Source organism: Streptomyces sp. NPDC037242, from assembly GCF_055604165.1.
This window is the reverse complement of sequence record NZ_JBVJUY010000007.1, coordinates 230,698-244,921: the sequence shown is the minus strand read 5'-3', so window position 1 is coordinate 244,921 and position 14,224 is coordinate 230,698. Positions and strand designations below refer to the sequence as shown.

Genomic DNA, 14,224 nt, shown 5'->3' with positions numbered 1-14,224 from the left:
TCCCCCCGCGTGGGGCTACCCTCCGGGGATGGAACGCGCAGAGGTTCTGAAGCGAGTCATCGGCATCCTCACCGAGGCCCAGGAGATCCGTCGAGCGATGGAGGCCGGCGAGGAGGACGACCGTCCTGACGCCGAAGCAGGCGTGGTCACCCAACTGCTGAACGAGATGCTGCCGTCGATCAGGGTGCCCGCCGAATCCTCCCCGCAGGAGGTGGCCCGCCTGGTGGCGGAGGCACTCGGCCCCGCCCTCCACGCCATGGTCTCCGGGTTCAGCCTTGCCTTCACCAGCCTGGCCATGGCGCACGACGGCGGACGGTCGGACGTCTCCTCGCTCGAAGTCCTCCAGCAGCTCGCCCTGGAAGTCGAGGCGGGGACGTACGACGAGGGTCCCTAGGCCGTGTTGTGAAAGTGCTGGTCACAGCCATTCGTCGATGGCTGCGACCAGCACTGTCGCTTCGTGGCGGACGGCGAGTTCGTCGTACCTGGTGGCGACGGCCCGATGGCGTTCGAGGCGGTTGATCCCGCACTCGACTGGTGCCGCAGCTTGTGGTCGTCTCTGTCGAACTTCGGCAGCCGTCCGCCGCGCGAGCCGCGCCCCAGCGGGTTGCGGACACAATCCGCCGAGACCGGAATCGCGGCCTCGATCCCGCGCCTGCGCCGGTAGGAGCGGTTGCTGTGGGAGTCGTAGGCCTTGTCGAATCGCCATCGCCCCCCACGGTCCTCGACGCGGCCGGCGTCACGCCCACCCACTCGGTGGACGACAGGTCCCTGCTCTCCTCGTGCAGCCGCGACCACCTGCTGGTCGCATGGTGGGAGCAGCGCGCGAGCGCGGCCGGCCCGCCCACCTGGTCGTCGTACTCGCGAAGGACAAGCAGTACGCGGGGTACGACGACCTCACCGCGTGCGGGAGAAGAATCCGCTCTGAACGCTTGACTCTGCGGGGGTGCACCTTCGAAGGTCGTCCCATGCCCGAAAAGATCTTCGCCCTGCCCGTGGACGAGGCGCTGGCCGGTACCGTCAGCCTCCGTCGCCTGGGCGGGCTTCCGCTTCTCGTCGTCGACCATCCCGAGGCGCGTGCCGCCGTGTGCCTGCAGGGGGCGCAGCTCGTTGCCTGGCAGCCCGTGGGGCACGAGCCCGTCCTGTGGCTGAGCGAGTGCGCCCGCTGGGAGGCGGGGGTTCCGGTCAGGGGCGGGGTGCCGATCTGCTGGCCGTGGTTCGACGACGCGGGCGAGCCCATGCACGGGTTCGCCCGCACCACGATGTGGGCGCTCGTGGAGTGCCGCGAGAGCGGCGACGGCGTGCGGCTGACGCTGGAGCTGCGCAGTAGCGAGGAGACCCGGTCCATGTGGCCGTACGACTTCACGCTGCTGGCCAAGATCGCGGTCGGGCGGGAGTGTTCGTTGGAGGTGGAGGTCCACGGGGAGCACAGCAGTGTGGGCGCCCTGCACACGTATCTGGGTGTGGGCGGAGTGGGTGGCGTGTGCGTCGCGGGGCTGGGAGGCCGGTACACCGACGGATTGCGCGAGGGTGCCCCGGGGGTGCATGACGGACCGCTCGTGCTCGTGGAGGGCGAGGAGATCGAGCGGTACTACCCGGAGGCGGACGCGGTCAGCCGGGTCGAGGACCTCGGGGCGGGCCGGGTCGTGGAGCTCTCCCACCGCGAGCACAGCGACGTCGTGGTGTGGAATCCGGGCAAGGGGCCGGTGCCCGATGTCGCGGAGGGCGCGCATCGGGAGTTCGTGTGCGTGGAAACGGCGCGGCTGGGACGACCGCTCATGAGCACGGCGCAGGAGTCGGCGCTGCTCGCGGTCTCGCTGCGGGTGGAGCGGACCGCTTAGATCCAGCCCTTGCGGGCGGCCTCCACACCGGCCTGGAAGCGGCTCTGCGCGTTCAGCCGCTTGAGCAGGTCCGCCATGAGCCGGCGGACGGTACGGATGGAGACGCCGAGCTTGCGGCTGACGCCCTCGTCGGTGAGGCCGTCCTCCAGCATCTTCAGCAGGGCCAGGTCCCGCTCACTGGGGGCGTCGTCGTTGTCGGTGGCGGGGGCCTCGCCGAGGGGTACGGCGCGCGACCAGAGCAGGTCGAAGAGCTCGTCGAGGGCCGCGACGACGCTCTTGAGGCGGATGACGAACGCGCCTTCGCGGCTGGCGTCCTGGTCCACGGGGATCACCGCGACGGAGCGGTCGCACAGGATCAGGCGCATGGGCAGGGAGGGCACCGTACGGGTCTGACCGCCCCGGGATGCGAACCAGGTGGCGTAGTCGACGGTGGCGCTGTCGTTGCGGACGCTGTCCAGGTAGACCGTCTGCATCCGTACACCGCGGGCCAGGTTGCGTTCGTCGAGCGGGCGGCAGGCCTCCAGGGCGGCGCTGCTGAGGGCGCCGCCGGGCATGAAGGCCCGGACCTCGGAAGTGGACTGCTGAGAGAGTTCCATCAGCCGCATACGGATGCTGTCCACCCCGTGCAGCCGCTCGACGCCCTCCGTGCCCGCCTGGATGTGCAAGGAGGTGTATTCGGAGGCCAGCGCCGCGACGACGGCTTCGTCGCGGGAGAGTTTGGCGCGTTGTGCGTCGAGCTCGGCCTTGGCCTCGTGGAGGAGGGGCGCGAGGCCCACTTCGGGGTTGACCGGAACGAAGCGCTCGACGTTGGCAGAGGAACGCAGAAGGGACAGTCGGGTGAGACGGTCGAGGGACGCGCGGATCTCGGATTCAGCGAGGCCGATGTTGCGCTGGATCTCCGCTATGTCCCAGTTCGGGTGGAGCAGGAGCGCCCGGTAGACATCGTGATCCCGCTCTCTCAACCCAACACTCGACAGCATCCCTGGCCCCCTAGCCTTCAACGCGACCATCAGGGCAGGTCACGGTGGCGTCATCATACTGACCGGTTTGCGCTGGCCAAAGGAGATCCGGAAGTGATCAGACCGGTCGGGCAAGAGCATTGACAACCCGATGGAGTGTCCGATATCCGGACACTCCATCGGGTTGTCCGGAACATCAGGCGGTGGGCCTCAGGACCTTGCCGATTCCGTACTTGTGGAGCACCTCGGGGACGCGGACGCTACCGTCCTCCTGCTGGCACTGCTCCAGGATCGCGGGCAGGAGCCGGCTCGTGGCGAGACCCGACGCGTTGAGGGTGTGGACGAAGCCGCCCTTGCCGTGGCGGGGGCGGTAGCGGATGCCGCCCCGGCGCGCCTGGTAGTCACGGGAGTTGGAGACCGAGCTGACCTCCATGTACGTACCGACGCTCGGCAACCACACCTCCACGTCCACGGTCCTCGCCATGGCACCGCTCAGATCCTCGGCGGCGAGCTTGGTCACCTGGTAGTGCAGTCCGAGGTCGGCCACCAGTTGCTCGGCCTTGGCGAGCAACTCCGCGTGTGCCGCGTCGGAACGGTCCGGGTGCGCGAACTGCACCATCTCCACCTTCTGGAACTGATGTCCCCGCAGGGTTCCACGCTCCGTGGAACGATACCCGCCGATCTCACTGCGATAGCAGGGGGAATAGGCGAAATACCGCTTCGGAAGCTCCTCCTCCGACAAGGTCTCGTCGCGGTGCAGGGCGATGAGCGCCGTTTCCGATGTGGGGATCAGGAACCGATTCTGCTCACCCTTGCCCGCACCGACCGTGAAGACGTCCTCGCTGAACTTCGGGAACTGCCCGGCGGCATATCCAGCCTCCTGGCCGAGAATGTGCGGCGGCAGGATGAATTCGTATCCGTCGCGGCGGTGGGCCTCGACAAAGTAATTGAGCAACGCCCATTCGAGCATCGCTCCGTCACCCGTGTAGACCCAGAATCCACTGCCCGACAGTTTCACCCCGCGCGCATAGTCCACCAGGCGCAGGCTTTCCGCGAGTTCCACGTGGTCCTTCGCGGGAAAGTCGTACCGGGGCTTGTCTCCGAAGACGCGGAACGTCTCGTTGTTCTCCTTGCCGCCGGGCACGACGTCGTCGTCCGGGAGGTTGGGCAGCGGGTCGAGGAAGTCAGCGCGGGCGGTGGCGAGTTCGGCGAGGTGGTCCTCTCGCTCCTTGATGCGGGCGCCGACCTCCTGCGACCTGCTCCGGACCGCCTCCAGGGCTCCGCCGTCCAGCCCCTGACGGGCGACCTCGCCCGAGAGCTTCTTGCGCTCGGCGCGCAGCGCCTCGATCCCGCTCTGGACGCGGCGGTACTCCGTGTCCAGATCGAGGAATCGGCTCAGGTCCACCTGGACCCCGCGCTTGGCCAGGGCCCGTTCGACCTTTTCGGGATCCTGGCGGATCAGGGCAACATCCAGCATGTGAGGTGACACTCCACTCCACTGATGGCCGACTTGCGGCATCGTCCCTGCGGAGCGCGGGCGAGCAGGGTAACTCGCGGTGCCACCACGCTTTCGCCGACAGAGTCGGCCTTGATTGGCCCGGTCACGGGGGCGAGCCGGCAGGGCATTGAGCCGGCGCTCGCCGGCCTTTCCTCCCTGCACTCGGGAGTGGATTCACCCCGGGACACGAGGCCGCCTTCTCAGCAACCGGCGACTCTCTGGACTCGTGACTTACCGGAACTACTTGTCTCCGTCAACGCGTTACAGGGACCCTAGATCACGAACTCGTCCGGGGTCAAGAGGTATTCCTCCGGAAAGCGCTCTTCATCCGTGGAACTGCAACTCGGCCGCGCGCCCGGATATCACCTCCCGAACGCCCAGGCAGATCGCGGTGACGGCCGCCCGTTCAGCGGGGTCGCACACCGCTGAAAGGGATTCCTCCAGCACGCTCCATTCGCCCAGCCGCCTTCTGCCGATCCCCCGGAACAGCACATGTTGCACCCCCGTGGCGCACAGCAGGGACGCCGTCAGCGCACCGCTCCTGCTCACCGGCGGGTATCCGAACAGGGCATGGCGGACCGTGCCCACGCAGCGCTCGTACTCCGCGCGGTCCACGGGCCCGTACCTCTCCCCGGCCGGCAGGCACCGCCGGCCGCGCGGCACGGGCACCAGGTCCCCGGACGCCACGAGAGCGCTCAGGGCACCGTCGTACGCCGCTGGAGCGAGGGCCTTCACCCAACTGCTCACGGACCTTCGCCGTCGCGCTGCGCACATCTCCCGCAGCATCGGGTCGAGGTCCGGCGCCCCCGTCCGGCGGTCGCTGACGACGGCGAGGGCACCCCGATCCACGGCGAGGCGCCCCGCCAGCGTCAGGGACATGAGGGCGGCGCCTGCGACTCCCACGCGCAGTTCGTCGCCTCGGCCCCGTACGTCACCGGCGAGGGCGCCCGCGGCGAGGAGCAGGTATCGGCCGGTCAGGCCGTGGATCACACCGCCTCCGCCGTCGCCCTGGTGGGTGGCGCCGGCTCGACGGCCCGCTGCTGCCCGGTGATCCCCCGTACGGACGGCAGCAGACAGACCAGTAGGCAGGGAATCGCGACCAGAGCAGCGCCGGCCAGCAGGACACCGGACGTGCCGATCTGCTCGGTGAGGGGGCCGATCAGGGCGTACGCCAGCGGCATCGACATCACGGTCAGGAGGAAGTCGTAGGAGGAGACCCGGGACAGGACCTGCTCGGGGATCACGCGCTGCAGCGTCGAGTCCCAGAGGGTGTTCAGCAGGATCATGCAGCAGTCCCCCACCGCGGCCGCCACCACCACCCAGGCCATGGGCAGCTCGAGCCAGAGCGCGAGCAGCGGGAGCACGGAGGCGGCCAGCACCAGGTTGCCCGCCACCAGAGGCAGCCGCGGTCGCCAGCGCAGTGCGATCGCGCCTCCCACCAGCGCGCCGACCGCCATGCCCGCGCTGACCACGCCCCAGGCAGTGGCGCCACCGAAGCGCTGCTGCGCCAGGACCGGGCCGAGGACGAAGAAGACGGCCATGCCGAAGTTCCACAGGGCGTGCACGACGAGGTTCGCGGCCACCCAGCGCCGGCTGACGATCTCGCTCCAGCCCTGGACGAGGTCGGCGGCGAAGGACTGCCCCCGCTCGCCCCGGGCGGCGGCGGGCAGCATCAACAGGGCGACGAAGTTCAGCGCGAAGGTCCCCGAGTCGAGGAAGTACACCACCTTCGTACCGGCCAGCGGGATCAGCATGCCCGCCACGGCGGGACCGGCGATCATGCATGCGCTGCGGACCAGCGACTGCAGGGCCGCCGCCTGCTGGAGCAGTTCCTTGCCCACCAGCGAGGGCATCAGGCCCTTGGAGGCCGGGCCGTGGAAGCCGGCGGCGATCCCGTAGACCGCGTTGCCCACGGCGAGGACGAGCGCGGAGCCGTGGCCGGTGGCCACGAGTACGCCGAGTGACAACTGGGAGAGGCAGCGCACGCCGTCCGCGCAGGCCATCACACGCCGTCGCGACAGCCGGTCGGCCACGACGCCGCCGACCAGGGTCGCGACCAGCCTGCACAGCAAGCCGACGGCGAGCACGCTGCCCAGTTCGACGGCCCCGCCCCCCTGCCCGATCACCGCGAAGGCGGTGACCAGGGGGACCATGCCGTCTCCCAGGCAGGAGACGGCATGCCCGGCCCAGAAGATCCGAAACTCCCGTATCCGCAGCGGCCGCAGATCCTTGTGCAGCGATATCACAGCTGTCGCCGCCACATCTCCTCGTAGCCGTCCATGAACGCGCGCACCTGCCGGCCGGTGCCGAAGGTCGGGGCGACCAGCGACTGTTCGACGAACGCGCCGCGCACGGCCTCCAGCCGGGTCTCCAGTTCCTCCGCGGAGTCGGCCGAGACGAGACACAGACCCTGCCAGTGGACGGTGGAGCGCACGGCGGGCGTGTCGGTGACGCCCAGCCGCGCGGCGATGCGCACTTCGTGGACGTACTCCGGGGCGCAGAACCGCTGCGGGTCCGGCACCTTCATCACGGTGCCGCGCGGCAGGTGCAGGGAGGTCGATGCCACGTACCGGCCCGTGTCGTCGTCCGCGCCCGACACCGGCACGCCGAGTGCGACCTCCACAGCGGCGCGCGCCAGCGAGAAGCCGTGCTTGGCCACGACCCCCTCCTGGATCAGGCCCCCGCCGACGCGGGCCGCGCACTCGCCGAACCAGAAGGCGCCGGTGACCCGGTCCTCCAACAGCTCCAGGTGGAAGACGCCGTTGTCGTAGCCGAGTGCCTGCAGCGCCTTGCCCGCGAAGGCCCGCGCCTCCTGGCACCGTTCGTCCTCACCGGTGCCGTCCGCACGGTAGATGGTCAGCGGCTTGGTGTCGGTCGTGTACTCCAGGCACGGCTCGGCGTAGAGGCCGATGGAGGAGAAGACGACGGTGCCGTTCTGGACGACGCCGTCGACGATCCACTCCCGTTCCACGTCGACCAGGTCCTCCACGACGAACGGTGTCGTCGCCGATGGGGCCAGCCGCTCCAGGAGCGCGCGGTACTCCTCCTCGGTCCGGACCGCCTCGGTGGAGGTCGTGCCACCGCCGGCCAGGGGCTTGACCACGCAGGGGCCGGGAAAGGCCGCCTCGGCCACGGGGCTGCCGGGCACCACGACCCGTGAGCGGGCGGCGGTGAGCCCGGCGGCCAGTACCGCCTGCTTCTGCAGGTGCTTGTCGCGCATGAGGACCGCGCGCTCCAGCGGGGTGCCCGGCAGCTTCAGGAGGGTGGCGAGCGCGGCTACGGTGGAGACCGCGAACTCGTCGAACGTCACGATGCCGCGCAGGTCCTCCTGGAGCCGGTCGCCGAAGTGGCGCGACAGCCCGCCCCACACGTCCCCGACGTCGGTGACGTCCTCGACCACCACCTCCTCGACCCCGGGCGGGATCCGCAGTGACGTGCCCCGCAGGTGGTCGGCGGTGTCCCGCACCATGACCGTGCGCAGTCCGCGCCGCACGGCCTCCTGGACCAGCTGCGGATCGAGACCGATCACCGCGATCGCGTCTCGGCTGTCCCCTGTACCCATTTCCATATGCTTGACCTCCGGCTGCCTTGCGGGGCAGGTGTGTTCAAATGCGTTCGACGGCGCGGTTGCGCAGCCGGTTACGGGTGTCGAAGACGTGCTGCGAGGCCGACTCGATGAGGTCGTAGTCGAAGCAGTCGTGGTCCGTCAGCAGCACGGTCACGTCGGCCGACGCGAGCTCGTCGGCGGTCAGCTGCACGATCTCGATGCGCGGGTCGAGGGTGCCGGGCGTCGCGTGCGGGTCCACTGCGCGGACCTCGGCACCCGCCTCCAAGAGCTTGAGCGCGACGTCCATGGCCGGCGACTCGCGCAGGTCGGCGGTGTTGGCCTTGTACGCGAGTCCGAGCAGCAGGACCCGGCTGTCCGCGAGCACCCGGTCGTGCCTCTTCAGCGTCTCGCCGACGCGCTGCACGACGTAGCCGGGCATGCCCCGGTTGATGTCATTGGCCAGGTTGACGAAGCCGAGCGGACGGCCCGTCTTCTGTCGGGACAGCCAGTCGAGGTAGATCGGATCGATGGGCAGGCAGTGGCCGCCGACGCCCGGGCCCGGAGTGAAGGCCATGTAGCCGAAGGGCTTGGTGCCCGCGGCCCGGATGGCTTCCCAGATGTCGATGCCCATGTCTGCGGCGAACATCGCGGTCTCGTTGACCAGGGCGATGTTCACGCTGCGGAAGGTGTTCTCCATGAGCTTCGCCAGCTCGGCCTCGCGGGTGCCGCTGACGACGACGGTGTGCTCGACGATCGCGTCGAAGAACTCCTTCACCTTGATCCGCGAGTACTCGTTCATGCCGGACACGAGCTTGGGGGTCTTGGCGAAGGTCCACGTGGCGTTGCCCGGGTCGATGCGCTCGGGGCTGTAACCGAGGGCGAAGTCTCGCCCGGCCTTGAGACCGGAGCCCTTCTCCAGGAGGGGAGCGACGACGTCCTCCGTGGTGCCCGGGTAGGTGGTGGACTCCAGGATGACCACCGCGCCCGGCTTGATCAGGGGCGCCAGGGTGGTCGCCGAGCCGATGACGGCGGACAGGTCCGGCTCCCCACCGGTCAGCGGGGTCGGCACGCTGATCACCGCGACGTCGAAGCCCTCGGCGTCGCCGAAGTCCGGACTGACACGGTAGCGCCCGCAGTCGAACGCTTCCTGGAGCTCGAGGTCGGAGACGTCTTCGACGTACGAGTCACGGGCGAGCAGCCGCGCGACGCGCTGCTCGTTGACTTCGAGGCCGACGACCTGGAAGCCCGCACGGACCGCCTGAAGGGCCAGCGGCAGGCCCACGTAGCCCTGCCCGATGACCGCGACGCTCTGCTGTCTCACTGCACGCATGCCTGTCCCCCTGCCGCCTTCTTTGAGATCGGATACTTCGTCGGGCGCTATGAATGAAATGGACATTTACGGGTAGTCCTGCCGGGTCGGTCGGATGGACACGTTGTCCAGATGGATGTGGGCCGGCCGGGAGACCACGAACTGGACGAGGTCCGCGATGTCGTCCGGGGTCAGGATCGGACCGATCTGCTCCTGGTACGACCTGAACCACTCGGCGTCGTAACCGGCGTTGGCCTGGAACGAACTGGCGACGATGCCCGGCTCGATCAGCGAGACCCGGATGCCCTTGGGCCCCAGCTCCCGGCGCAGCCCCTCCGAGGCGCCGTGAACGGCGAACTTGGTCGCGCCGTACACGCTGTTGAAAGGGGAGACGTTGCGGCCGATGGTCGAGCCGAGTACCACCAGGTCGTACGAGCGCCGGGGCACCGTCGGCGCCGCCTCGGCCTCCACGCACATCGCCCCGGCGAGGACCCGCATCTGCCGCAGCGCACCCAGGACGTTGACCTCGAGGAGCTCGGCCCACTGGGACTCGTCGGAGGTCATGACCGTGCCGGGCAGACCACGGCCCGCGTTCACCACGCCGACTGCGGGCGCCGCGCCCAGTTCGGCGGCGCACCGTTCGACGCACTCGGTGAGGACCTCGGTGCGGCTGGCATCGCCCGCCACCGCGAGGACCTGGCCGCCGAACTCCTTCAGTTGGACGGTCGCTTCGTGCAGCCGGTCCTCGTTGCGTCCGTTGACGACGAGGTCGTAGCCCTCAGCGGCGAGCTTGCGGGAGACGGCCAGGCCTATGCCGGAGGATGCTCCGGTGACGATGGCCGCGCGCCTGCTTTCCTGGTTCATCAAAACCTCCACGAGCGTAGATGGGTGGGGACAGTGGTTACGAGGCCATGCGCCGCGCGGCCGCCGCCGGGGCCGGCAGGAACCCGGTCCGAGCGGCCCACTCCAGGGCCCTGTGCAGCCAGGCCTGCGTCGGCGGGGCGAACTCCACGTCGAGACGGCGCAGCAGGGCCACGGTCCGTGCGTTGTCGAAGGCGACGTTGCGCTCGGGCCGGTGCTCCCAGGCCCGGCTCATCTCCGCGCTTCGGGCGTCGGCGCTTTCGAGCCGGCCGAGCGCGTGGATGAACTCGCCGCGCTCCGCGAGCCGCACCGGGTAGCCGAACCCCCGCATCCAGCCCACGACTTCGTCGTGCGCGACGGAGTGCGGCGTCTCGACGTGGTGCACGTCGGATGGCACTTCAGCGGCGAGCGCGATCCGGCAGATCCCCGCCGCCACCGTGTCCACGTTGGAGAAGCCGAAGGAGGTCCGGGGGCTGCGCGGGGCGCATCCCGTCAGGACGTAGCCCTTCAGCGTCTGGTAGACGCGGTTGTCGCCGATGTTGGGCTGGAAGGCCCCGGTCAGGCTGTGGGCGGCGACGTGGTTCGTGCGGTAGACGGAGCACCGCACACCGCTGTCGCTCGCGGCTCGGAGCAGCTTCTCCGCCTCGAACTTGGAAGCCTCGTACGGGGACATGAACTTCTGCCCGAGGTCGAAGTCGGCCTCGGCGAAGCGCCGTACGGCGCTGTCGTGGAAACCCGCGACGGCCAGCGTCGAGACGTGGTGGAGCGGGATGCCCGGGTGGTCCGCGCGGATCAGGTCGACGAGGTTGCGCACCCCGCCGACGTTCACCTTCGCCAGTTCCTCCGGCGGCGCCACCAGGCGTACGTCGGCGGCAGCGTTGACGACCGAGGTCAGCCCGTCCATGACGCCCCGGGCCGACAGCTCGCGCAGCAGGTCCCCGTCGGTCAGGTCGCCCTCGACGACCCGGACCCGGTCCGACGCCACGAGCCGCTCGCCCGCACTGCGCCCGGCTGCGCTGCGCACCAGGCACAGGACATGGGCGCCCTGCGCCACCAGCTGGTCCAGTACGTGCGCGCCGAGGAAGCCGGTCGCGCCGGTGAGCAGGACCCGCGGCGCCTCCGTGACGAGGGCGCGCGCCCGGTCCTCGGGCGGCAGACCGCCCGCGTAGGCGGGCAGGCCGGACGTGGTCCGGCGCAGCTCTTCGACTGGCGGCGCGCACTCCTCGGTCTCGGCAGCGCGCTGGACTTCGGCCACGAAGCGGTCGAAGGCCTGCCGGGCCGTTCCCCGGGCGTGCTCCCGCTCGGTGCACACGAGGTCCACCACGAACGCGTCGTCGACCAGCCGGGCCGTCAGCACCATGGGGTACATCGGGTCGTGCCGCTCGGCGCGTGCCGGGCCGCAGTACTCCGGCGCGAACGTCCAGGTGGCGTTCCTGCCCCGGGGCGGGCGGAATCGGCCCAGGTAGTTGACCGCGATCGCGGCCCCCGGCTCCGCCAGGTCCAAGCGCTCGACGGGGGCGTTCGCCACGTGTTCCTCGACCTCGGCGACGTTGCGAGCGACGTCGTCGCCGAGCGCGGTCACCAAGAGCGGCTTGACCGCGGTGAACCAACCGACGGTGTCCAGGTAGGCACTGGTGTGCTCGCCCTGGTCCCGGCCGTGGGTCTCGACGGTGACGCGGGTGCGGTCCGAGCCGGTGGCGCTCTGCAGCGCCCGCGCGATCGATGCGATGGTCAGGGCCTCCAGACGCAGGCCGTGGCCGAACCGCGCCAGCAGGGTCCGGGTCACCTCCGGTGCGGCGGTCCACGTGTACGTCGCACCGTGGGATTGCGACACGTCCTCGGCCGTCCCGCACGGTGCGCGCTCCTCGGCCTCCGGAACGGCGGCGGCCCAGTCGTAGTAGGACGGCGACGGTGCGAGGGCGGTGTCGGCGCCTTCGACGGCGGCCTCGTACGCCCTCAGCAGGTCGTCCATGACGATGCGCCAGGAGATGGTGTCGACCACCAGGTGGTGGCATACGAGCAGCAGCCGGTCCGGTACGCCCGGACCGCCGCGGAAGACGTGACAGCGCAGGAGACGGCCCGAGGCCAGGTCCAGGGAGCGGTTCAGCTCTGCGCTCGTACGCGCGATCGCTTCCGCCGCCAACGGCCCCTCCTGGACCGACGACCAGGTCACGGCGAGCGTACCGGTCACCGGGTAGAGGGCGTCGAGGGCGCCCGTCGCACTGACCGAGCCGCGCAGTGCCTCGTGGCGGTCGAGTACGGCCGCGAGGGCCGCGCTGAGCGAGGTGATGTCCAGGGCGGGCTCGCAAGCGAGCAGCATCGCCTGGTTCCAGTGCGCCGTGCCGCCCGGCACCGCGTCGAAGAACCAGCGCTGGGCGGGGCCCAGCGTGCCGCGCCTGCCGGGCGCCGCAGCCTCGGCCGGTGCACGGTCCGCCGCGCTCTCCCTCCGGGCGGCGGCCTCGGCGAGACGGGCCGCGCTGGGGTGGTCGTACACGTCGGTGACGACGACGTCGTGGCCGCGCTCCTTCAGGAAGACGACCGTGCGCATGGCGAGCAGGGAGTCCCCGCCCAGGGTGACGATGTCGGAGTCGGGCCCGACGTTCCTCAAGCCCAGGCTCGCACCCCAGAACTCTGCTATTTCGCAGGCCAGTTGACTGGCGCCTCCGCTCTCGTACGGTCGCGCCGACCCGGCCTCCAGCCACTCCTCGACCATCGCCTGGAGCCTGCGGTTGTCCCGCTTGCCGTTGGCGTCGACCGGGAACTGGGGGAAGGCGACGATGGGCGTGGGGATCGCGTACCGGGGCAGCTTGCGCGCCATGTGCTCCGGCAGTGCGGCGAGCGTCGCCTCGGCGAGCGCGCCGGCCTCGCCGGCTTCCAGGGTGACCACTGCGACCAGGCGCGTCTGACCGTCCACGATCCGGCCGATCACGGCGGCGCGGACGACACCGGGGCAGTCCGCGAGGACCTCCTCGACCTCCGCGAGATCCACGCGGTAGCCGTTCACCTTGGTCTGGCGGTCCGCCCTGCCGAGGAAGACGAGGTTGCCGTCGGGGAGCCTGCGGCAGCGGTCGCCGGTGCGGTAGACGGGGCCGTCCGGGGTGGAGCCGAAGCGGCTCGCGGCGTCCGGCCGGACGCCGACGTAGCCCAGGGTGACCCCGGGACCGCCCACGACCAGCTCGCCGACCGGGCGGTCCACCCGGTTGTCGGGTTCCGCACCGTGGTCCAGGCCGAGAGAGTTCTCGCCGATCGCAGTGCCGATGGGGACGGACGGCTCTCCCACGGGGAGGTCGGCGGCACGGGTCGCGACGAAGCAGGCCGTGCCGACCGTGGTCTCGGTCGGGCCGTAGTGGTTGACGATCCGGGATGCGACCCCGCCCTCCAGCAAGCCGGCCGCGAACTCCCGGGACAGCAGCTCACCGCCGATGATCACGGTGTCCAGCGCGGGCGATTGCTCCGGACGTCCGGGCAGCAGGGCCGCGAGGTGGGAGGGCGTGGTCTTCAGGCAGGTGACCCGGTGCTCCGTCAATTCACGCCACAGCGCGTACGGGTCGCGAGCCGCGGCGTCCGAGACGACATGGACGCGGCCCCCGGTCGCCAGAGCGAGCATCCACGACGTGTGACCGAGGTCGGCCGCAAGGGTCGTCATGTGCGCGAAGGAGGGCGGCGCGGCGGCAGCGAATCCCAGGCGCTCGGCCAGCGAGGCGGCGTAGTGGGCGGCGTTGCGCTGTGCCACCGCCACGGCCTTCGGCTCACCGGAAGACCCGGAGGTGAAGGAGAAGTACGCGACGTCGTCGGCCTCCGGCTGCCAGCCCCAGACGCTCGCGCCGTCCTCGGCGCGGTCCATGACGTCGTCCACGTCGACGAAGTGTGCGTCGGCGGCGGCCCGCGTCGACAGGACCACCCGCGCGCCGACCGTCCGCAGTCTGCGCTCACGGTCGCTCTCGCTCCAGTCCGGGCTGACGACGAGGACCGGGTTGCCGCAGCCGAGCACGCCGTACAGCAGAGCCATCAGCCGGGCGTCGCGCGGACCCGCGACCGCCACCGGCTCGCCGGGCGCGACGCCCATGTTCTTGAACTCCTCGACCAGGTGGCCGACAAAGGAACCGAGGGAGGAGTATTTCCACGATCTGTACGCGTCCGAAAGGGCGATCCGCCCGCCCGACTCGCGCACGTTCTCTTCGAGCATTTCCCCGAGAAATCGATACACGGGCT

General features: G+C 70.4%; 10 protein-coding genes. 2 read left to right on the top strand and 8 right to left on the bottom strand.

Annotated elements, in window-relative coordinates; all coding sequences use genetic code 11:
* Positions 1-28 precede the first annotated feature (28 nt).
* Positions 29-394 carry a hypothetical protein gene (locus tag ACZ7GJ_RS11630; RefSeq protein ID WP_470751037.1) on the top strand — a complete coding sequence of 122 codons (366 nt, stop codon included), beginning with the start codon at positions 29-31 and terminating at the stop codon, positions 392-394.
* Positions 395-965: 571 nt separating this feature from the next.
* A complete protein-coding gene (locus tag ACZ7GJ_RS11625; protein WP_470751036.1) occupies positions 966-1,838 on the top strand; it encodes a D-hexose-6-phosphate mutarotase in 873 nt (290 codons plus the stop codon).
* Here the strand turns inward: ACZ7GJ_RS11625 and ACZ7GJ_RS11620 are convergent.
* The 8 genes from ACZ7GJ_RS11620 to ACZ7GJ_RS11585 all read right to left on the bottom strand — a co-directional run bounded on the left by ACZ7GJ_RS11620 (position 1,835) and on the right by ACZ7GJ_RS11585 (position 14,198).
* Entirely contained in the window at positions 1,835-2,800 is a 966-nt protein-coding gene (locus ACZ7GJ_RS11620) for a LuxR C-terminal-related transcriptional regulator (protein ID WP_470751035.1), read from the bottom strand. The genes ACZ7GJ_RS11625 and ACZ7GJ_RS11620 overlap by 4 nt on opposite strands.
* Before the next feature lie 193 nt (positions 2,801-2,993).
* A complete protein-coding gene (serS, locus tag ACZ7GJ_RS11615; protein ID WP_470751034.1) occupies positions 2,994-4,274 on the bottom strand; it encodes a serine--tRNA ligase in 1,281 nt (426 codons plus the stop codon).
* Between the two features lie 345 nt (positions 4,275-4,619).
* On the bottom strand, positions 4,620-5,285 hold the full coding sequence (locus ACZ7GJ_RS11610; RefSeq protein WP_470751033.1) for a GOLPH3/VPS74 family protein: 666 nt from the start codon (positions 5,283-5,285) through the stop codon (positions 4,620-4,622).
* Positions 5,282-6,556, bottom strand: a complete 1,275-nt coding sequence (locus tag ACZ7GJ_RS11605; protein ID WP_470751032.1) for an MFS transporter — start codon at positions 6,554-6,556, stop codon at positions 5,282-5,284. Before ACZ7GJ_RS11605 ends, ACZ7GJ_RS11610 begins: the two co-directional genes overlap by 4 nt.
* Complete coding sequence (locus ACZ7GJ_RS11600) at positions 6,538-7,857, bottom strand: ATP-grasp domain-containing protein (protein WP_470751031.1); 1,320 nt, start codon at positions 7,855-7,857, stop codon at positions 6,538-6,540. The genes ACZ7GJ_RS11605 and ACZ7GJ_RS11600 overlap by 19 nt, the downstream gene beginning before the upstream one ends.
* A 43-nt stretch (positions 7,858-7,900) precedes the next feature.
* Positions 7,901-9,172 (bottom strand): nucleotide sugar dehydrogenase, encoded by a 1,272-nt coding sequence (locus tag ACZ7GJ_RS11595; protein WP_470751030.1) that lies wholly within the window; start codon positions 9,170-9,172, stop codon positions 7,901-7,903.
* A gap of 66 nt (positions 9,173-9,238) precedes the next feature.
* Complete coding sequence (locus tag ACZ7GJ_RS11590; protein WP_470751028.1) at positions 9,239-10,015, bottom strand: SDR family oxidoreductase; 777 nt, start codon at positions 10,013-10,015, stop codon at positions 9,239-9,241.
* A 37-nt stretch (positions 10,016-10,052) separates the two neighbouring features.
* Complete coding sequence (locus ACZ7GJ_RS11585) at positions 10,053-14,198, bottom strand: AMP-binding protein (RefSeq protein ID WP_470751027.1); 4,146 nt, start codon at positions 14,196-14,198, stop codon at positions 10,053-10,055.
* Positions 14,199-14,224 lie beyond the last annotated feature (26 nt).